General features: G+C 53.6%; 21 protein-coding genes. 6 read left to right on the plus strand and 15 right to left on the minus strand.

Annotated features, from left to right (window positions below; translation table 11 throughout):
* Positions 1-6: 6 nt before the first annotated feature.
* Positions 7-474, minus strand: a complete 468-nt coding sequence (slyB, locus tag LCD46_09695; protein ID UOY72555.1) for an outer membrane lipoprotein SlyB — start codon at positions 472-474, stop codon at positions 7-9.
* A 255-nt stretch (positions 475-729) separates the two neighbouring features.
* Here slyB and anmK point away from each other — a divergent pair, with 255 nt between their 5' ends.
* The 5 genes from anmK (at position 730) to pdxY (ending at position 5313) form a co-directional block, all read left to right on the plus strand.
* Entirely contained in the window at positions 730-1854 is a 1125-nt protein-coding gene (gene anmK, locus LCD46_09700) for an anhydro-N-acetylmuramic acid kinase (GenBank protein UOY72556.1), read from the plus strand.
* A 94-nt stretch (positions 1855-1948) separates the two neighbouring features.
* Positions 1949-2272, plus strand: coding sequence for a C-type lysozyme inhibitor (gene mliC / locus LCD46_09705; GenBank protein ID UOY72557.1), 324 nt, complete (start codon positions 1949-1951; stop codon positions 2270-2272).
* 57 nt (positions 2273-2329) lie between these two features.
* On the plus strand, positions 2330-2986 hold the full coding sequence (gene pdxH / locus LCD46_09710) for a pyridoxamine 5'-phosphate oxidase (GenBank protein ID UOY72558.1): 657 nt from the start codon (positions 2330-2332) through the stop codon (positions 2984-2986).
* A gap of 125 nt (positions 2987-3111) precedes the next feature.
* Positions 3112-4386 carry a tyrosine--tRNA ligase gene (gene tyrS / locus LCD46_09715; GenBank protein ID UOY72559.1) on the plus strand — a complete coding sequence of 425 codons (1275 nt, stop codon included), beginning with the start codon at positions 3112-3114 and terminating at the stop codon, positions 4384-4386.
* Between the two features lie 66 nt (positions 4387-4452).
* Positions 4453-5313: a pyridoxal kinase PdxY gene (pdxY, locus tag LCD46_09720; protein UOY72560.1), complete on the plus strand. Its 861-nt coding sequence runs from the start codon at positions 4453-4455 to the stop codon at positions 5311-5313.
* Between the two features lie 77 nt (positions 5314-5390).
* On the opposite strand, the gene gstA is transcribed toward pdxY, so the two are convergent.
* The 12 genes from gstA to blr all read right to left on the minus strand — a co-directional run bounded on the left by gstA (position 5391) and on the right by blr (position 15559).
* Positions 5391-5996 (minus strand): glutathione transferase GstA, encoded by a 606-nt coding sequence (gene gstA, locus LCD46_09725; GenBank protein ID UOY72561.1) that lies wholly within the window; start codon positions 5994-5996, stop codon positions 5391-5393.
* A gap of 106 nt (positions 5997-6102) precedes the next feature.
* Complete coding sequence (dtpA, locus tag LCD46_09730) at positions 6103-7611, minus strand: dipeptide/tripeptide permease DtpA (protein UOY72562.1); 1509 nt, start codon at positions 7609-7611, stop codon at positions 6103-6105.
* Positions 7612-8202: 591 nt separating this feature from the next.
* A complete protein-coding gene (gene nth / locus LCD46_09735) occupies positions 8203-8838 on the minus strand; it encodes an endonuclease III (protein UOY72563.1) in 636 nt (211 codons plus the stop codon).
* Positions 8835-9521 (minus strand): electron transport complex subunit E, encoded by a 687-nt coding sequence (locus LCD46_09740; GenBank protein UOY72564.1) that lies wholly within the window; start codon positions 9519-9521, stop codon positions 8835-8837. Before LCD46_09740 ends, nth begins: the two co-directional genes overlap by 4 nt.
* 2 nt (positions 9522-9523) lie before the next feature.
* Entirely contained in the window at positions 9524-10144 is a 621-nt protein-coding gene (gene rsxG, locus LCD46_09745; GenBank protein UOY72565.1) for an electron transport complex subunit RsxG, read from the minus strand.
* Positions 10145-10154: 10 nt separating this feature from the next.
* The gene (gene rsxD, locus LCD46_09750; protein ID UOY72566.1) at positions 10155-11207 is read right to left on the minus strand and encodes an electron transport complex subunit RsxD; all 1053 of its coding nucleotides are present in this window, start codon (positions 11205-11207) and stop codon (positions 10155-10157) included.
* A complete protein-coding gene (gene rsxC / locus LCD46_09755; protein ID UOY72567.1) occupies positions 11208-13229 on the minus strand; it encodes an electron transport complex subunit RsxC in 2022 nt (673 codons plus the stop codon).
* Positions 13222-13800 (minus strand): electron transport complex subunit RsxB, encoded by a 579-nt coding sequence (gene rsxB, locus LCD46_09760; GenBank protein UOY72568.1) that lies wholly within the window; start codon positions 13798-13800, stop codon positions 13222-13224. Before rsxB ends, rsxC begins: the two co-directional genes overlap by 8 nt.
* The gene (gene rsxA / locus LCD46_09765) at positions 13800-14381 is read right to left on the minus strand and encodes an electron transport complex subunit RsxA (protein UOY72569.1); all 582 of its coding nucleotides are present in this window, start codon (positions 14379-14381) and stop codon (positions 13800-13802) included. The genes rsxB and rsxA overlap by 1 nt, the downstream gene beginning before the upstream one ends.
* Positions 14382-14457: 76 nt before the next feature.
* The gene (locus LCD46_09770) at positions 14458-14898 is read right to left on the minus strand and encodes a DUF2569 domain-containing protein (protein ID UOY72570.1); all 441 of its coding nucleotides are present in this window, start codon (positions 14896-14898) and stop codon (positions 14458-14460) included.
* An 86-nt stretch (positions 14899-14984) separates the two neighbouring features.
* The gene (ydgT, locus tag LCD46_09775) at positions 14985-15200 is read right to left on the minus strand and encodes a transcription modulator YdgT (protein UOY72571.1); all 216 of its coding nucleotides are present in this window, start codon (positions 15198-15200) and stop codon (positions 14985-14987) included.
* A 233-nt stretch (positions 15201-15433) separates the two neighbouring features.
* Complete coding sequence (gene blr / locus LCD46_09780) at positions 15434-15559, minus strand: division septum protein Blr (protein ID UOY72929.1); 126 nt, start codon at positions 15557-15559, stop codon at positions 15434-15436.
* Positions 15560-15802: 243 nt separating this feature from the next.
* Between blr and LCD46_09785 the strand changes: the two genes are divergently transcribed.
* Positions 15803-16843, plus strand: coding sequence for an oxidoreductase (locus LCD46_09785; protein UOY72572.1), 1041 nt, complete (start codon positions 15803-15805; stop codon positions 16841-16843).
* 54 nt (positions 16844-16897) lie between these two features.
* Here LCD46_09785 and add read toward each other — a convergent pair whose 3' ends face one another.
* Positions 16898-17899 (minus strand): adenosine deaminase, encoded by a 1002-nt coding sequence (gene add / locus LCD46_09790; protein UOY72573.1) that lies wholly within the window; start codon positions 17897-17899, stop codon positions 16898-16900.
* A gap of 96 nt (positions 17900-17995) precedes the next feature.
* Complete coding sequence (locus LCD46_09795; protein ID UOY72574.1) at positions 17996-19168, minus strand: pyridoxal phosphate-dependent aminotransferase; 1173 nt, start codon at positions 19166-19168, stop codon at positions 17996-17998.
* Positions 19169-19174 lie beyond the last annotated feature (6 nt).

Raw genomic sequence — 19174 nt, forward strand, 5'->3', positions numbered from 1 at the left:
AACGAATTAACGTGGAGAAACGGTAACCTGGCTTCCGTTGCTCGCCAGAACAACGCGCTGGCCTGCAGAGAAACGCGTGCTACCTTGTTTCTGAACAACCATGATGGTGCTGCCATCATCTTTACGGATTTCCAGCTCTACACCCTGGGTTTTGTTCATCGCACCCTGAACGCCCTGGCCTGCTACACCACCGGCAACGGCGCCTGCTGCGGTCGCCAGAGAGCGGCCTGTACCACCGCCGACGGTATTACCCAGGAAACCACCCAGCACAGCACCGCCGATTGCACCCATCACGTTGTTTTCATCACCACCCTGGATTTGTACAGGACGGGCATTAACAACGGTACCGTAAGTCACATTCTGAACCTGTTTCGCTTCAGAAGCGCTGTAAACGTCGCCAGAAAGTGAACTGTCATTCACACAGCCAGCCAGAGTTAAACCAATCAGCGAAACGCCCAGTACACGTAAAATCATTTGAATCTCCTGTTCACCAAAAACGCCCGATTGAGGGCATCCGTTATGGCTAAATTATATGGCATAAGGGGCCATAGTTCATATCTTTGCACTAACAATGGGAAAATTGTACTTGAATTTGACTTAACGAGACATAAACAGTCTTCGCACGTGTTACCCGTCTGACATTGTTAAAAAATATTATCGCCGGATAGCAAAGCAGCGCTGTTTATGGTTGAGTGGATACTCTTAGCCCACGCAACGTAAGGAAAGCGCATGAAATCGGGTCGCTACATTGGTGTGATGTCAGGCACCAGTCTGGATGGGGTAGATGTCGTTCTGGCCGCCATTGATGAAAACATGGTGGCGCAGCAGGCGAGCCTGACCTGGCCAATCCCCATTTCACTGAAAGAGGATATTCTGAGTATCTGTCAGGGGCAGCAACTCACCCTTTCCCAGCTAGGGCAGCTCGATGTACGCCTGGGAGCGCTGTTTGCTGATGCGGTACAGGCGTTAATGCACAAAGAACATCTTCGTCCACAGGATGTGGTTGCCATTGGGTGTCACGGACAAACTGTCTGGCATGAGCCAGGTGGCGAAGCACCGCATACCCTGCAAATTGGTGATAACAACCAGATTGTGGCAAAGACCGGTGTAACGGTGGTGGGCGATTTTCGTCGTCGCGATATTGCGCTTGGAGGACAGGGTGCACCGCTGGTGCCCGCTTTCCATCAGGCTTTACTGGCGCACCCTTCAGAACGCCGTATGGTGCTCAATATTGGTGGTATCGCCAACCTGTCCATGCTCATCCCGGGACAGCCCGTACGTGGCTACGATACCGGCCCGGGCAATATGTTAATGGATGCCTGGATCTGGCGTCAGTGCGGTCAACCGTATGATAAAAACGCGGAGTGGGCGAGCGCGGGTAAAGTGATTATTCCGCTGTTGCAGTCCATGTTAAGCGACCCTTATTTTGCACTACCGGCACCGAAAAGCACGGGGCGCGAATATTTCAACTATGGCTGGCTTGAGCGCCAGCTGGCGCAATTCCCGGCACTCGCGCCGCAGGATGTCCAGGCAACACTTGCTGAGTTAACGGCCGTGTCGATATCTGAACAGGTGCTTCTCAGTGGCGGATGCGAACGTCTGCTGGTGTGCGGGGGAGGAAGCCGAAATCCGCTGGTGATGGCGCGTCTTGCCGGGCTACTGCCGGGTACAGAAGTCACGACGACAGATGAAGCGGGTATCAGTGGAGATGATATGGAAGCGCTGGCCTTTGCATGGCTTGCCTGGCGCACGATTGCCGGGCTACCGGGCAATTTACCGTCGGTAACCGGTGCGCGTGAGGCGAGCGTCCTTGGTGCCATTTTCCCGGCCAACCCTCGTCAGAATCAGAGTTAACTGAAATTCAGCGTCGCGTATTGTCGTTAGAATGGAATAAAAACAGGAGGGCAGTCACGCCCTCCAGGACCAGGAAAGTCGTCGGAATACGCTCATGAAAAAACTTCTTCTTATTGTCGCGCCTTTGTTGCTGTCAGGATGCAGCGTCTATAACCAACTCGTTGAGCGTATGCAGACCGATACGCTGGAGTATCGTTGCGATGAAAAGCCGCTGACCGTTAAGCTGAATAACCCGCGCCAGGAAGCCAGTTTTGTGTACGACAATAAATTGCTGACCCTGAAGCAGGGCATCTCGGCCTCCGGTGCACGTTATACCGATGGTATCTATGTCTTCTGGTCGAAAGGGGACAGCGCCACGGTCTACAAACGTGACCGTATCGTGCTGAACAATTGTCAGCTGGAAAATCCGAAGCGTTGAGATTTTTACAGGGGCGGCGCACAATAGCGCCACCCAATCTCAATGTCAGCTAACGCCATGTCAGATAACGACGAACTGCAGCAAATCGCGCATCTGCGCCGTGAATACACCAAAGGTGGCCTGCGTCGCCAGGACCTTCCCGCTGAACCCCTCGTGCTTTTTGAACGCTGGCTGAAACAGGCTTGCGAAGCGAAACTGGCCGACCCAACGGCTATGGTTGTCGCAACGGTCGATGAAAACGGTCAACCGTATCAGCGCATCGTATTGCTCAAGCATTATGACGAGAAAGGTTTGGTGTTCTACACCAACCTGGGCAGTCGCAAAGCACATCATCTGGAAAACAATCCGCGTATCAGCCTGCTGTTCCCCTGGCATATGCTGGAGCGTCAGGTCATGGTGACAGGCAAAGCGGAACGTCTCTCGACGCTGGAAGTGGTGAAGTATTTCCACAGCCGTCCGCGCGACAGCCAGATTGGTGCCTGGGTTTCAAAACAGTCGAGCCGAATTTCAGCTCGAGGCGTGCTGGAAAGCAAATTTCTTGAGCTGAAACAGAAGTTCCAGCAGGGTGAAATCCCTCTGCCGAGTTTCTGGGGCGGTTTCCGCATCCCGATTGAGCAGATGGAGTTCTGGCAAGGGGGCGAACATCGCCTGCACGATCGCTTTTTATACCAGCGCGACAATGGCGGCTGGAAAATCGACAGACTGGCACCGTAATCCCCGAAATTTGTTGATTTAAGCGCTAGCGCACACCGCGCTTGCGCTTTATTCTATGGTACTTTCGCATCAGGCGAAAAGTCGTGTACCGGCAAAGGTGCAGTCGTTTATACATGGAGAATTTGATGGCAAGCAGTAACTTGATTAAACAATTGCAAGAGCGGGGCCTCGTGGCTCAGGTGACGGACGAGGAAGCGTTAGCAGAGCGACTGGCGCAAGGCCCGATCGCGCTCTATTGCGGCTTCGATCCCACCGCTGACAGCTTGCATTTGGGGCATCTTGTTCCATTGTTATGCCTGAAACGCTTCCAGATGGCGGGCCATAAACCTGTTGCCCTGGTTGGCGGTGCGACAGGTCTGATTGGTGACCCAAGTTTTAAAGCCGCTGAGCGTAAACTGAATACCGAAGATACCGTGCAGGAGTGGGTGGATAAGATCCGCAAACAGGTTGCACCGTTCCTCGACTTCAACTGTGGTGATAACTCCGCCATTGCCGCTAACAACTATGACTGGTTTGGCGGCATGAACGTGCTGACTTTCCTGCGTGACATCGGCAAGCATTTCTCTGTTAACCAGATGATTAACAAAGAAGCCGTGAAGCAGCGTCTGAACCGTGATGACCAGGGTATCTCCTTCACCGAGTTCTCGTACAACCTGCTGCAGGGTTATGACTTTGCCTGTCTGAACAAACTGCACGGTGTTTCCCTGCAGATTGGCGGTTCTGACCAGTGGGGTAACATCACCTCCGGTATTGACCTGACCCGTCGTCTGCACCAGAACCAGGTCTTTGGTCTGACCGTTCCGCTGATCACCAAAGCCGACGGGACCAAATTCGGTAAAACCGAAGGTGGCGCGGTATGGCTTGATCCGAAAAAGACCAGCCCGTACAAATTCTACCAGTTCTGGATCAACACGGCTGATGCCGATGTATACCGCTTCCTGAAGTTCTTCACCTTTATGGACCTTGAAGAAATCAATGCCCTGGAAGAAGAGGATAAAAATAGCGGTAAGGCGCCACGTGCACAGTACGTGCTGGCGGACGAAGTGACCAAACTGGTTCACGGTGAAGAAGGTCTGGCCGCGGCAAAACGTATCACGGCAAGCCTGTTCAACGGCACACTGAGCGATCTGAGCGAAGCGGACTTCGAACAGCTGGCGCAGGACGGCGTGCCAATGGTCGAGATGGAAAAAGGTGCTGACCTGATGCAGGCGCTGGTGGACTCCGAGCTGCAGCCTTCCCGTGGTCAGGCGCGTAAAACCATCGCGTCCAACGCTATCACCATCAATGGTGAGAAGCAGTCCGACCCGGAATACACCTTCACTGACAGCGATCGTCTGTATGGTCGCTACACGCTGCTGCGTCGCGGCAAGAAAAATTACTGTCTGGTCTGCTGGAAATAATTAAAAGTAGCCAGGGGCGTGGGAAACCACGCCCCTTTTGTTTTTACAGGGTTTGGTAAGAAAAAAATGAAGAACATCCTCGCCATTCAGTCCCACGTTGTTTTCGGACATGCTGGCAATAGCGCAGCGGAATTTCCAATGCGCCGCCTCGGTGCCAACGTCTGGCCGCTCAACACCGTACAGTTCTCCAACCACACGCAATACGGCCAATGGACCGGCTACGTAATGCCGCCTTCACACCTCACGGAAGTTGTGCAAGGTATTGCCGATATCGGCCAGCTCAAACGTTGTGACGCGGTACTGAGCGGTTATCTCGGTTCAGCAGAGCAAGGAGAGCATATCCTCGGTATTGTTCGCCAGGTGAAAACGGCAAACCCAGCGGCAAAATTCTTCTGTGACCCTGTTATGGGCCATCCGGAGAAAGGCTGCATCGTGGCACCGGGTGTCGCAGAGTTTCATGTTCGCCATGCGCTGCCCGCCAGCGATATCATTGCGCCAAATCTGGTCGAACTGGAGATCCTTTGCGAGCATCCCGTTAACAGCGTAGAAGAGGCGGTAAGCGCGTCCCGCGAGCTGATAGCTCTGGGGCCAAAAACTGTGCTGGTGAAACATCTCGCGCGTGCAGGGCTTAGTAAGGACCGTTTTGAGATGCTGCTGGTGACGAAAGACGATGCCTGGCATATCAGCCGTCCGCTGGTGGATTTTGGCCCACGTCAGCCGGTAGGGGTTGGGGATGTGACCAGCGGTCTGCTGTTGGTGAAACTCCTGCAGGGTGCAACGCTGCGAGATGCCCTGGAGCATGTCACCGCGGCGGTATACGAAATCATGATTGCGACGAAAGAAATGCAGGAGTATGAATTACAGGTCGTTGCGGCACAGGATCGTATTGCTAAGCCGGAACACTATTTTAGCGCAACGCAGCTTTAAAATATGCCGGGTGGCGCTGCGCTTACCCGGCCTACTCAACCCGTAGGCCCGTGCAAGCGCAGCGCCGCCGGGCGATGTTAGTTAAGACCTTCCGCTTTCAGCGCTGCAGCTACCGCAGGACGTTCTGCCATGCGTGTCATATACGATGCAATATGGTCTAACCCTTCCAGGTTCAGCTTAACCGCGCGCGCCCAGCGCAGTACGGTAAACAGGTACGCATCGGCAATTGTGAAACGCGAACCACAAATCCACTGGTCGTCTTTCAGCGATTCGTTAACGTACTGCAGCTTTTTCTCAAGAAGCGCACGCAAGGTGGGTTTGTACTCTTCTGGCGTATCGGGACGGAACAGCGGCGTAAAGCCTTTGTGCAACTCGGTCGCAATGTAGTTCAGCCACTCCAGCGTTTTATAGCGAGAAACCGTACTTACCGGTGCCAGTAACTGGCGATCGGGCACGCTATCTGCCAGAAACTGCATAATCGCCACACCCTCGGTCAGCAGAGTACCGTCATCCAGCAACAGTGCCGGAACTTGTCCCTTCGGGTTGATGGCAAGAAAATCATCACCGTTTTCCAGACGTTTTTTCATCAGATCAACGCCATCCAGCGTAAAATCTTTGCCGCTCTCGCGCAGGGTAATATGGGAAGCAAGAGAGCACGCGCCCGGTTTATAGAACAGTTTCATCGGTAACTCCTTTTTTGCTGAGGTTTCAGCTATGTTAGTGCGCGAACGGGTAAAAAAAAAGCCGCTAATGCATTAGCGGCTTCTGTTATGTCGTTTCTCAATGATATTACGCGGTAGCGGTTTTAGTCGCTTTAGCGGTCTTGTCGTCGTCCTGAGTCATACGATTCAGTTTCGGTGCCGTCAGCAGCATCAGAGCAGCGATGACTGCTGTAGCGATACCAATCTGCATGAATACAGTACCGTAGACGTTCAGAGAGACCAGTGGGTCAGTGACGTTATCCGGAACGGCCATCAGGTTTGCAATCTTACCTGCAATGATTGCTGCGCCGGCAGTGGTCAGGAACCAGCTACCCATAATGAAGCCCATCAGACGCTGTGGTACCAGCTGTGCAACCATCGCCAGACCCAGACCGGAGATCATCAGTTCACCGATAGACTGCAGAGCGTAGCTCAGGATCAGCCAGTTAACGGAAACGATACCTGCATCAGTCGCGAATTTGGTACCCAGTGGCAGCACCAGGAAGGCGCCGGAGCACAACACCATGCCGATGGCAAACTTGTGCGGCATTGGCAGACGGTCACCCATCTTGTTATAGATAGCGGCCAGAATTGGGCTGCCAATCATAATCCAGAACGGGTTCAGGGCCTGATACTGCTCCGGTTCGAATGCGATACCCAGAATTGAGTGCTCAACGTTACGAATGGCGAAGAAGTTCAGAGAGGTTGGCATCTGGCTGTACAGTACGAAGAAGATAATCGCTTCCAGCATCAGAATGAACGCCACAATCATCTTACGACGCGCGGCACCCTGCATGGCGAAGGCTTCTTTTGCGAAGATAATCACGATACCCAGTGCAACCACACCCAGAACCGCACGTGCGATACCCTGGTTGTGCAGCAGCCAGGTCGCGATTGCAGCAAGGATCACAACGCCTACAATGGTCGCCAGCAGTTTACCCACATGTACGGGTTCGAAGTCAGGTTTTGAACCGTAGTTTTTAACCCAGCGTTTGCAGAAGGCAAAGTTGACAACGGTGATCAGCATACCGACCACGGACAGGGAGAACGCCACGCTCCAGCCGAATTTAGCGGCCAGCCACGGTGTTGCCAGCATGGAGAAGAAGGAACCGATGTTCACGGACATGTAGTACATGGTGAATGCACCGTCCAGACGCGGGTCATCTTTGCTGTAACAGGTAGAGAGCAGGGAAGACGGGTTCGCTTTGAACAGCCCGTTACCCACGGCGATGGTCGCCATGCCCATATACACGACAGCAGCATCATGACCAGACCACGCAACCAGCGCATAACCGATTGCCAGTACAATGGCACCCAGCATGATAACGCGTTTAGTACCGAGAACTTTATCACCCAGCCAGCCGCCGATTGCGACCAGACCGTAAACCAGAGCACTGAAGGAGGAGAACAGCGTGATGGAATCGGCTTCGGACATACCCAGCTGTTTTACCAGGTAAACCGCCATGATCCCTTGCAGGCCGTAATAACCAAAACGCTCCCATAACTCGATAGAGAAGATGAGATAGAACGCTTTTGGTTGTTTAAAAGCGTTAAGACTTACGCTTTCATCTGTTGGTTTATTGTTTGCAGTAGACACATATACCTCTTTTTTTACATCCCATATTAACGGGGGTGTTCATAGCGTGATGGCCGTAGTCAATACGCCTTATAGTTATTTTGGGAGGAGAAACGGCGGGTAATGTTCACTATCCTGCTCCATCTGGCAATACGTTTGTAATAATCTGTTACATATATCTTGGGTGGTATAATCGTCGGTTTATATAAATGTTATTCAGCGTTAAATTTCATGCAATGAGTAAAGGTAGTTTTTTCGACTGGTAATGACCGGTCATGATTAGGTTTTGGCGATATGTTCTGCTATTTGCCGCCTGGTGCAGTGATATAGCCCATATTCTGAAAAATAGCTGGTCTTATCTACGGTGATGGGAGAGGTGTGTCTTGTCAGATAAAGGGTTTAGGCCGATTTTGACAACAAAAAATCAACATGAAGTTATCAGGGTGATCGCGATCACAGATATATAGAAATTTTTGGATATAAAAAAACTATTAACCTGTTTGAGCGTTAAATGGCCGAACAAGTGACAAGCCAGGGTAAGCAACAGGCGGACAAATAACGGCCAAAAGAAGAGCGTTTGGTAGCCCTTCTTTTAGCGGGGGAATTAGTCGATCAGGGATACACTTTTTCTTTGTATTCGCAGAGATCTTCAATGATGCAGGAGCCGCAGCGAGGCTTACGGGCAATGCAGGTATAACGCCCGTGCAGAATCAGCCAGTGGTGGCAGTCAACCTTAAATTCGGCAGGAACCACTTTGAGCAGTTTCTCCTCAACCTGCTCGACATTTTTGCCGGGTGCGAAGTTGGTGCGGTTAGATACGCGGAAGATATGCGTGTCGACAGCGATAGTCGGCCAGCCAAATGCCGTATTTAGCACAACGTTCGCGGTTTTTCGACCTACACCGGGTAACGCCTCAAGCGCCGCGCGATCTTCCGGCACTTCGCCACCGTGCTGTTCCAGCAGGATCCGGCAGGTCTTAATCACGTTCTCCGCTTTGCTGTTAAACAGGCCGATGGTTTTGATATAAGACTTCACGCCTTCCACGCCCAGTTCCAGCATGGCCTTCGGCGTATTGGCAACAGGATAGAGCAGGGCGGTGGCTTTATTGACGCTTACATCGGTAGCTTGTGCAGAGAGCAGCACGGCGATCAGCAGCTCAAACGGGGAGTTAAAGTTCAACTCTGTCGTCGGGTGTGGGTTCTCGTCCCTCAGACGAGTCAGGATCGCAATGCGCTTTTCTTTATTCATGAGGCCTTCTCGGGTATCCCTTCCTGGACGCTGCGCTCTGCCGCGCGGCGCTTACGTTTCTCATCAATCAGGTATTTTATCGCCAGCATCATGCCGAGGCCAATAAATGCGCCTGGCGGCAGCATGGCCAGCAGAAATGGCGTATCGGTGTGGAACACTTCAATGCGCAGCGCCCTGGCCCAGCCGCCCAGCAGCGCGTCTGCACCGTCAAACAGCGTACCGTTGCCGAGGATTTCACGTATTGAGCCCAGCACAAACATGGCTCCCGTGGCGCCCATACCAATCGAAAAACCATCCAGCGCCGACATGGCCGGACTATTTTTCACCGCGAAGGCTTCCGCGCGTCCAACCACGATACAGTTGGTGACGATAAGCGGAATAAAGATGCCCAGCGACTGATACAGACCGAATGCGTAAGCGTTAATCAGCATCTGGACGATACTCACGACCGAGGCAATGATCATGACGTAAATCGGAATACGGATTTCCGACGGCGTCCAGCGGCGCAGGGCTGAGATGGAGAGGTTGGTCAGGGTCAGTACCAGGGTGGTCGCCAGACCCAGACCAAGCGCGTTGGTGGCGGTGGAGGTGACCGCCAGCAATGGACACATTCCCAGAAGCTGTACCAGCGCGGAGTTGTTCTTCCACAACCCCTGGACAATAACTTCTTTAACCTGGCTCATGATTACTCCTCACAGGCCGGAAGATTGTTGATGTGCGCGGGCAGCGTTTCAGCATACAGCCCGGCTCGTTTTACGGCGTTAACCACGGCGCGTGGGGTGATGGTCGCCCCGGTGAACTGGTCGAACTCGCCGCCATCTTTCTTCACCGCAAAGGCAGTATCTCCTTCGCCATGAATCACTTTACCGGCAAAATGCAAAATCCAGTCGCTCAGACGGGTTTCAATTTTATCGCCAAGACCCGGCGTCTCATGATGTTCCGTTACGCGGGTGCCCAGTATCGTACCGGAGAAATCGCTGCCAACGAGCAGTTGAATGGCACCGGAATAGCCATCGGGGGCGGTCGCTTCCATCACCGCGCCCACCGGTTTATCCCCTTTACGGGCGATAAAGACGCGATGTGCGCCTTTGCCTAACTGCGGTGCCTGGACGATGAAACAGCTTTGCTGCAGGTCATTATCGTAGAAATCAGACGGGATCACCTGATCGAACAGCGCTTTTTGCTGCTTCGAAGCCTGTTCTTCGATGGTCGTTTTGGTCAACGAATTCACCAGTGCCGTCAGCCCAGTCAGGACCGCGGCGAAGACAGCCAGCGTAACGCCGTGTTTTTGCATTGTTTTTAACATGGCGAAACCCTTAACGATGTCCGTACACGCGCGGACGCGTGTAATAGTCGATGAGCGGAACGGTAATGTTGGCGAGCAGGACGGCAAATGCCACACCATCCGGATAGCCACCAAAGCTGCGGATCAACCATACCAGCAACCCAGCCAGCGCACCGAAGATCAGGCGGCCACGGTTGGTCGTTGACGCGGTAACCGGATCCGTCAGGATAAAGAATGCGCCTAACATGGTCGCGCCGGAGAGCAAATGCAACTGCGGGCTGGCCAGTGACTCGGGGGAGAACACCCAGCCCAGCGTGGCACAAACCGCCAGCGTCACGAGGAAGCTGACCGGGATATGCCAGCGAATGGCTTTTTGTTGCAGCAGGAACAGACCGCCCAGCAGATACGCCAGGTTAACCCACTGCCAGCCTGCGCCTGCCAGCACGCCACTGTAGATGGCTGATTTCATAATCTGTTCAACGCTGTGACCCGCGTGCAGGGACGTTTTAAACGTATCGAGAGGCGTCGCCTGGCTGATACCATCCACGCCCATACGCAGCGTGTTCATATCAGCGCCGAGTGCGGTATGGCCGGTAAAGATCACGTGAAGGGCATCCATAAAGCCCGGAACCGTTGCCGCAATCTCATGCGGTGGCAACCAGCTTGTCATCTGTACCGGGAAGGAGATCAGCAGCACCACGTAGCCGATCATTGCCGGGTTAAACGGGTTATGACCGAGTCCACCATACAGTTGTTTGGCAATTATCACTGCGAAGACGGTACCGAGTATCACCATCCACCATGGGGCAAACGGTGGAATACTGATGGCCAGCAGCAGGCCGGTCAGTAGCGCGGAGTTGTCGGCAAGGATGCGGGAAACTACCATCTTGCGCAGTTTAAGCACCAGGGCTTCAGCGGCTAAGGCGCTGACACAGCCCAGGACTATCTGGAACAGGGTTCCCCAGCCGAAAAACCAGCACTGAACGGCAATGCCCGGCAGCGCGGCCAGGCAGACCAGCATCATAATGCGCGATGTCTGGCGCTGGTTGTGGGTGTAAGGGGAACTTGCGATTCTGAAAACCATTTAATCCTCGTTAACTGCTTGCTGTGCGGCTTTCTTCGCCTGAACGCGCGCGATGGCAGCGGCGACGGCAGCTTTGCGCGGGTCGTCATTTGCGGCCTGAGGTTGCTCTTCCTGTTGCGCCGCTTTACGGGCTTTAGCGCGTGCAATTGCTGCTTCAACAGCGGCTTTGCGCGGGTCGACCGGCATTTCGGGTTCGGTTGTCTGCGTCTGTTGTGCTGTCTTACGGGCTTTGGCACGGGCTATTGCCGCTTCGACGGCAGCTTTGCGCGGGTCCACCGCCTCTTTCTCGACTACCACGTTTTGCTCACCGGCTTTTCGGGCTTTGGCGCGGGCAATTGCCGCTTCAACGGCGGCTTTCCGTGGATCAACCTCAACTTCAGCCTGAGCTGTTTGCGCTTTTTCAGCCTGACGGGCGCGAGCCGCTGCTTTACGCGCTTCGCGGGCGGCAATCGCTTCGCTATTATCCGGTTTCTCACCCGCCGGGATGACCACGGTTTGGGCTGCGGTCGCTTTTTTCTCGCGAACGCGCGCCAGTGCCGCGTTAATGGCATCCTGATCTTTCTCACCTGGCTGAACAGCAGCCTGCTTATGGCGCTCCTGACGAGCCGCTTTTTCGCGCTCCAGTCGAGCCTGGCGCGCTTCAAAGCGGGCTTTTGCTTCGGCTGCACGTTTTTCTTCCATTGAGATGGCATAAATTTCAGCCTTCTCCTGGCGGAAATACTGCACCAGTGGAATGTTACTTGGGCAAACCCAGGCGCAGGCTCCGCATTCAATACAGTCAGCCAGATTATGGGCTTGTGCTTTGTCGTGCAGTTGGCCTTTACTGTACCAGTACAACTGCTGCGGAAGCAGGTCCGCCGGGCAAGCGTCGGCACAGGCACTACAGCGGATACAACCTTTCTCCTCCTGCTCTTCGCCCATTTCGATTGGAGAAGGCGCAAGCAGGCAGTTCGTGATTTTGACCACCGGGACATCCAGCCACGGCAGGGTAAAGCCCATCAGTGGGCCGCCCATGATCACCATCTGGTCGCTGCCAGGGCAAAACTCAGCCTGTTCCAGCAGGTGACGAACCGGCGTTCCCAGTCGCGCCCAGACGTTCCCCGGACGCGAGACAGACTCTCCGGTCAGCGTTACCACGCGCTCGGTCAACGGCTCGCCGTCAATCACCGCGCGCTTCACCGCATAGGCGGTCCCGACGTTTTGCATCAGCACACCGATATCTGAGGAGCGTCCACCGTGTGGCACTTGTTTACCGGTAAGAATCTGCGTCAGCTGTTTTGCGCCACCAGAAGGGTACTTGGTTGGAATGACGCGCAGGGCGATATCATGGCTACCGGCCAGTACGGCGCGCAGCATTGAGATGGCCTGTGGTTTATTGTCTTCAATACCAATCAGTACTTCTTTCGGCTGCAGAATGTGCGCGAGAATGCGAATACCTTCCACCACCTGGGCGGCGCAATCCTGCATCAGACGATCGTCTGCGGTGATATAAGGCTCGCATTCAGCAGCATTGATAATCAGCGTCTGTATTTTATCGCCACCGCCATGCAGTTTGACACCGGTAGGGAAGCCTGCGCCGCCCAGTCCGGCCACACCGAACTGATGAATACGCTCGATGAGCTCATCGCGACTCCGGTTGCGGTAGTCGCCCCAGCCGTCACGCTCGATCCAGCGATCTTCACCGTCGGCTTCAATAATGACGCTCAGTTCTGAAAGTGCTGACGGGTGAGCCACCGTATGCGGAGCGATTGCCATCACTTTGCCAGATGTTGGCGCGTGTACAGGCAGCATTCGTCCCCGGCCAAAGGTCAGCGGCTGGCCGCGAAGAACCGTATCACCTTCTTTCACACACAGCTCGCCCTCCGCGCCAATATGCTGCTTGAGAGGCATGATGTAACGCGTCGCCAGCGGAATTTGACGCAGTGGGGTGCCGTTGGACTGGGTTTTCATCTCCGGCGGATGAATACCGCCGTCAAAGTCCCAGATCTTCTCTTTTCTGAAAGCAGAAAATAACTTAAGCATGTTGTTCCACAGGAATGTTGCGAACCGGAATGGTTTGAAGATCCCACTTCCAGCTTTCGGTAGTCGTTTCAACCGGGCGCAGTTCAATACATTGCGTCGGGCATGGCGCTACGCAGAGGTTGCAGCCAGTACACAGATCAGCGACGACAGTGTGCATGGCGCGGGTTGCGCCAACGATGGCATCTACAGGGCAGGCCTGAATACATTTGGTACAGCCGATGCAGTTTGCTTCGTCGATCACAGCAAGGGCGCGAACCGGCTCCTGGACGTCTGCATCGCCATCAATCGGCTGCGGGTCAACGTTCAGCAGAGCCGCAATTTTCAGCATTACCGCCTCACCACCCGGTGCACAGCGGTTAATTTTTTCACCCTGAATCCCTACCGCTTCGGCATAGGGGCGGCAACCGGGATAGCCACACTGTCCACATTGGCTTTGTGGAAGAAGCTCATCAATTTTTTCAACAACAGGATCGTCCTCTACCGCAAAACGGCGGGAGGCGTAACCCAGGATAAGGCCAAACACCAACCCCAGGACGCTGATAGAGGCGATGGCAATCCAGATAGCATTCATTACAACTTCACCAGACCACTAAAGCCCATAAAGGCCAGAGACATTAAACCTGCGGTCACCAGCGCAATCGCGTTACCGCGAAACGGCGCAGGGATATCCGCTGCGGCGAGGCGCTCACGAATAGAGGCGAACAGCACCATCACCAGAGAAAAACCGACGGCCGCAGAAAAACCATACAGTGCCGATTGCATAAAGTTATGCCCAAGGTTGATGTTCAGCAGCGCTACGCCGAGCACGGCGCAGTTGGTGGTAATCAACGGCAGGAAAATCCCCAGCAGGCGATAGAGCGCCGGACTGGTTTTGCGTACCACCATTTCGGTAAATTGCACAACCACTGCAATAACCAGAATAAAGGCCAGCGTACGGAGATAGGTTAACCCCAACGGGATAAGGATCCAGGTATCAATCCACCACGCGCAAATAGACGCCAGCGTCATGACAAAGGTGGTCGCCAGCCCCATGCCCATTGCAGTTTCCAGTTTTTTGGAAACGCCCATAAATGGACATAGGCCAAGGAACTTCACCAGGACGAAGTTGTTAACCAGCACTGTGCCGACAAAGAGCAGTAAGTAATCGGTCATTATTTAGCCTGAAATAAAAAAGCCGCCTATTATCGGATAAACCAACGCAGGCGACAACAGGTTATCTGTAAGGTTATTACGGGTTCACAAAGGTGTTTTTCACCCGTGTCGAACGCTTAAAATAGGGCACCAGCAGCGCAGCGGCCAGTAAAGGGAAAAGTAGCTGGCGGACGGCCAGGGCGTCAGAAACCGGCGAAAAAGCAAAAGCTTTTACCGCCAGCAGGACCGAAATCAGCAGCCAGATAATGTAATGCTTAGGCACACTTTTACGGCGCTTAAAGAAAGCGATGGTCAGCCACAGCGTGTAGTACCACATCCCTATCGCGAAAACGAACGATACAAACCACATCGCAATATTAAGCACACTTTGCGACATCAGCGTCTGGATGGCATGCGGGGTAATCAGTGCGGTGGTATAAAGCAGCAGCGCAAGTGATGCGCTTAATAAGGCAACCAGCAGCCATGCCAGTGGGGCGATTAACCAGCCTCCAATGCGTTCTCCAGGCGTTGCGGTCATAAACTCTCCCATAATCTGCGCGAAATGTTGTACAGCCAGTTTGCAGGGCGGAGAGTATATAACATTTCGCGCTGATGGCTACTTTCTTATAAAACGTAACGCCAGACAGACTTAGGCACTTCACCCACATTGAACAAACGGCCTCCGGAGACCAGTTCCGCACGGCGATGGTCAGCGGCACGATACATGTTGATGATTTCCTGATTATCCGACAGGGTGTAGTTCAGATGGTCAAACAGTTTTTCCAGGCTTTCAAGGGAATTGATCTTGCGAAATTTTAATAAATAGTCCTGAACTGTCATATTAATAATTTTCCATATAAAAGTGAGTAATACCAGTTAAGGTAATTCGTTCGAATAATAAACGGATTAATAAAGACGTAAACAGCCCACTCAGGTAATGCGACTAAATTAGGAGTTTTCTTTGCTGAAAGTTTCAGGCATCAAATGATGCCTGGAAGAGAAGGTTAACCGTGTTCACCAGGGCTGGCAATACGTAACTGACATATTGTGTCACTCTTTATTGCAGTAACCGGTTACTTAGGTTGGGCGACTGTGACAGGCTCCGGCGGTTGGTAGTTATCGATATGGCTGGCAACGCCAAGCAAAATGACCGATACCCCAAGAACAATCCATCCCGCTAATTCAATGATTCGATTAATAATTGACGTCATGATTCGTAGTTGTAATTTATCCATAAATACAGGGAGCAGATGTTACAGCGGCGTTTCCCCGGCGGCAAGTGCTTTGGGAACGGTTCCCTTAAACAAAATCAGGTGGTTAATACTATGTAACAAAAACAACCCATACAACCTGCTATTTTAAGTCATATGGCACATTATTAATCTGTGGTAATGCCAGGCTAGCCAGTGTGAAATAAGAACGCCATAAAAGAGGATGACACTATGAGTGATAATATCCGCGTCGGGCTTATTGGTTATGGATATGCGGGAAAAACGTTTCATGCGCCTCTGATCGCCGGGACGCCCGGAATGGCGCTGGCTGCCGTATCCAGTAGTGATGCAACTAAAGTCCATGCCGACTGGCCTTCCGTGCCGGTTGTCTCTGAACCTAGACATCTTTTCAACGATCCGAATATTGATTTAATTATCATCCCCACGCCAAACGACACGCACTTTCCGCTGGCAAAGGCGGCGCTGGAAGCCGGCAAGCACGTGGTCGTTGATAAACCCTTTACCGTGACGTTGTCACAAGCACGCGAGCTTGATGCGCTAGCAAAGAGCCTGGGCAGGTTACTTTCGGTATTCCATAACCGCCGTTGGGACAGCGATTTTTTGACCGTAAAAAGGCTTCTCAGCGAAGGTACGTTGGGGGAGATCCTCTTTTTTGAATCGCATTTTGACCGTTTTCGCCCGCAGGTACGAAACCGCTGGCGCGAGCAGGCCGGTCCGGGCAGCGGCATCTGGTACGATCTGGCCCCGCATCTTCTGGATCAGGCCGTGAATCTGTTTGGCCTGCCGGTGAGTATGACGGTCGATCTGGCACAGCTCAGGCCTGGCGCGCAGACAACGGATTATTTCCATGCGGTTTTGAGTTACCCACAGCGTCGAATTGTGCTCCACGGGACGATGGTGGCGGCCGCAGAATCCGCGCGTTATATCATTCACGGTACGCGCGGGAGTTATGTGAAGTTCGGTCTCGACCCGCAGGAAGATCGCTTAAAAAACGGGGAGCGTTTGCCACAGGAAGACTGGGGCTATGATATGCGAGACGGTGTTGTGACGCGGGTTGAAGGTGAGGAGCTGGTGGAGGAAACCTTGCTGACTATTCCAGGTAACTACCCGGCTTATTATGCAGCTATCCGCGATGCGCTGAACGGAACGGGGGAAAATCCGGTTCCGGCAAGCCAGGCCATTCAGATTATGGAGCTGATTGAGCTGGGCATCGAATCAGCCAAACATCGCGCCACGCTCTGTCTGGCATAAGGTACAGATATTTTGTATGCCGGGTAAGGCGCAGCCGCTACCCGGCAAAAAGGCTTACGCGGTTGCCACCTTATCCCGCAGCGCCTGCTTCTCTTCAGGCGTCAGGAAAGCGATCTCCAGCCCGTTGATCTGCGCCTGACGAATTTGCTCGCGGCTCAGACCCGCCTGAGGCGCAGCAATGTTGTATTCGTGAATAATATCCACCCCCTGAACCGCCGGATCGTCAGTGTTCAGTGAGGCCAGCACACCGTGCTCAAGGAACGTTTTCAGCGGGTGCTGTGCCAGCGTTGCCATGGTGCTGGTCTGAATATTAGACGTCAGGCAAGACTCAATTCCGATGCGCTGTTCCGCCAGGAAATCCATCAGAGCGCGATCTTCTACCGCTTTTACGCCGTGGCCGATACGCTCGGCGCCCAGCCCGCGGATGGCCTGCCAGATGCTTTCCGGACCTGCCGCTTCACCTGCATGAACGGTAATGTGCCACCCGGCGTCACGCGCGCGGTTGAAATGGGACAGGAACAGACTGCCCGGGAAGCCCAGCTCATCACCGGCGAGGTCGACCGCAGTGATGGCATCGCGATGCGCCAGCAGCGCTTCCAGTTCCTGCAGGCAGGCTGCCTCACCGAACGTACGGCTCATGATGCCAATCAGACGGGCCTGGACATCAAACGTTTTACAGCCTTCGCGGACGCCTTCAATGACGGCTTCCACTACGCCTGCAACGGGCAGGTTGTGGGTCATCGCCATATAGCCTGGCGAGAAACGCAGTTCGACGTAATGCAGACCGTTACGGGCGGCATCTTCGATGTTCTCGAACGCCACGCGGCGGCAGGCATCCAGCGAGGCCAGCATCTTCACGCCCCAGTCGAGTTTACTCAGGAAGCTGACCAGGTCAGGTTCATTGGAGGTGACCTGAACATGAGGGATCAAGGACTCAAGTGTCTGAGCAGGAAGCGTTAAATTGAACTGGCGGCCAAGATCGAGGATGGTTTGGGCACGAATGTTACCGTCAAGGTGACGATGAATATCAGTTAATGGCAGGCGTGTATCAATCATGGTCGCACTCTTTTCTGGTTAAAGTGCGCCATATTATAAAAACAAAACGAGGTAAAAAGCTATTTGCGCAATGGAATATTCCGTTGCGCAAATGAATTACAGTAGCGTGTTAATCCCGGCGATAAGGCGTTGAACCCCTTGTTCCAGCTTGCTGCGCGGGCAGCCAGCATTCAGGCGCACGAAGCCATTTCCCTCTTTGCCGTAGGTATTTCCTGGCATGATGGCGACTTTTTGCTTCTCGATCAGCACTTTTTGCAGCGCCCGGTCGTCAATGTTCAGTGGGCGCAGGTCAATCCAGGCCAGATAGGTCGCTTCTGGCGGCTGCCAGTTCAGTTTCGGAAAAGCGCTGTTTATTTCCTGCGCGATATACGACAAATTTTCTTCCAGATAACGCCGCAAGGCATCCAGCCACGGCTCTCCCTGCTGATAGGCGGCGATATGTGCCGTCAGTGCCAGCACGGAAGGGGAAGAGAGTCCGTCCCGGCCTTTCAACGCGCTAAGATAACCGTTACGGCTTTCTTCATCACCAATCAGGCCGTAAGCGCCGGTCAACGCCGGAATATTGAAACTTTTCGAACCGGAGGTGAGAAGCGCCCATTTGCCCCGTGCTACCGCGTTCCACGGCGTGTGACGACGATCTCCCCACACCATGTCCATATGTATTTCATCGCTGATCACCGCCACGTCATAGCGTGCGCACAGTTCCGCCATGTGGGTCAACTCATCCCGCGTCCAGACCTTGCCGGTCGGGTTTTGCGGGCTGCACAGCAGCAAAATTTTGTTTTCAGATTTTGCAAGGGCCGCTTCCAGCGCAGCCATATTTCCCTGCCAGCCTGCGGCATGCTTTTCCATCTCGACGGGCACCACATGACGAGCATTGCCTTCAATGGCTTTGTAAAACGCATCGTATGCCGGGGTGTGTACCACCACGCCGTCGCCGGGGTTTGACCAGAGACGAATCAATTCAGAGACCATATAAATGACGGAAGGACCATAAACGACGGTTTCCGTATTAATCTGGCTGTTAAACCGCTGCTGGAACCAGTGCGCGACGGCGGCCAGGAACTCCTCGTTCTTCCAGCGACTATAGCCAAACACGCCGTGATGAATGCGCTGTTGCAGCGCATCGGTAATGCAGGGGGCGGTGGTGAAATCCATATCCGAGATAGTGAAGGGCAGCAAATCGGCCGCGCCAAAACGGTCGGCGACGTAATCCCACTGTGTACACCAGGTGCCGTGACGATCCACGACGGGAGAAAAATCAAACATGACGTA

It is taken from the genome of Enterobacter ludwigii, from assembly GCA_023023105.1.
Lineage (GTDB): Bacteria > Pseudomonadota > Gammaproteobacteria > Enterobacterales > Enterobacteriaceae > Enterobacter > Enterobacter adelaidei.

Coding starts and splice junctions, on each gene's coding strand:
- slyB (UOY72555.1), bottom strand. CDS start 474: ATGATTTTACGTGTACTGGGCGTTTCGCTGATTGGTTTAACTCTGGCT.
- tyrS (UOY72559.1), top strand. CDS start 3,112: ATGGCAAGCAGTAACTTGATTAAACAATTGCAAGAGCGGGGCCTCGTG.
- pdxH (UOY72558.1), top strand. CDS start 2,330: ATGTCAGATAACGACGAACTGCAGCAAATCGCGCATCTGCGCCGTGAA.
- pdxY (UOY72560.1), top strand. CDS start 4,453: ATGAAGAACATCCTCGCCATTCAGTCCCACGTTGTTTTCGGACATGCT.
- add (UOY72573.1), bottom strand. CDS start 17,899: ATGATTGATACACGCCTGCCATTAACTGATATTCATCGTCACCTTGAC.
- gstA (UOY72561.1), bottom strand. CDS start 5,996: ATGAAACTGTTCTATAAACCGGGCGCGTGCTCTCTTGCTTCCCATATT.
- mliC (UOY72557.1), top strand. CDS start 1,949: ATGAAAAAACTTCTTCTTATTGTCGCGCCTTTGTTGCTGTCAGGATGC.
- rsxC (UOY72567.1), bottom strand. CDS start 13,229: ATGCTTAAGTTATTTTCTGCTTTCAGAAAAGAGAAGATCTGGGACTTT.
- LCD46_09785 (UOY72572.1), top strand. CDS start 15,803: ATGAGTGATAATATCCGCGTCGGGCTTATTGGTTATGGATATGCGGGA.
- LCD46_09795 (UOY72574.1), bottom strand. CDS start 19,168: ATGTTTGATTTTTCTCCCGTCGTGGATCGTCACGGCACCTGGTGTACA.
- nth (UOY72563.1), bottom strand. CDS start 8,838: ATGAATAAAGAAAAGCGCATTGCGATCCTGACTCGTCTGAGGGACGAG.
- rsxA (UOY72569.1), bottom strand. CDS start 14,381: ATGACCGATTACTTACTGCTCTTTGTCGGCACAGTGCTGGTTAACAAC.
- rsxB (UOY72568.1), bottom strand. CDS start 13,800: ATGAATGCTATCTGGATTGCCATCGCCTCTATCAGCGTCCTGGGGTTG.
- LCD46_09770 (UOY72570.1), bottom strand. CDS start 14,898: ATGACCGCAACGCCTGGAGAACGCATTGGAGGCTGGTTAATCGCCCCA.
- ydgT (UOY72571.1), bottom strand. CDS start 15,200: ATGACAGTTCAGGACTATTTATTAAAATTTCGCAAGATCAATTCCCTT.
- rsxG (UOY72565.1), bottom strand. CDS start 10,144: ATGTTAAAAACAATGCAAAAACACGGCGTTACGCTGGCTGTCTTCGCC.
- LCD46_09740 (UOY72564.1), bottom strand. CDS start 9,521: ATGAGCCAGGTTAAAGAAGTTATTGTCCAGGGGTTGTGGAAGAACAAC.
- anmK (UOY72556.1), top strand. CDS start 730: ATGAAATCGGGTCGCTACATTGGTGTGATGTCAGGCACCAGTCTGGAT.
- rsxD (UOY72566.1), bottom strand. CDS start 11,207: ATGGTTTTCAGAATCGCAAGTTCCCCTTACACCCACAACCAGCGCCAG.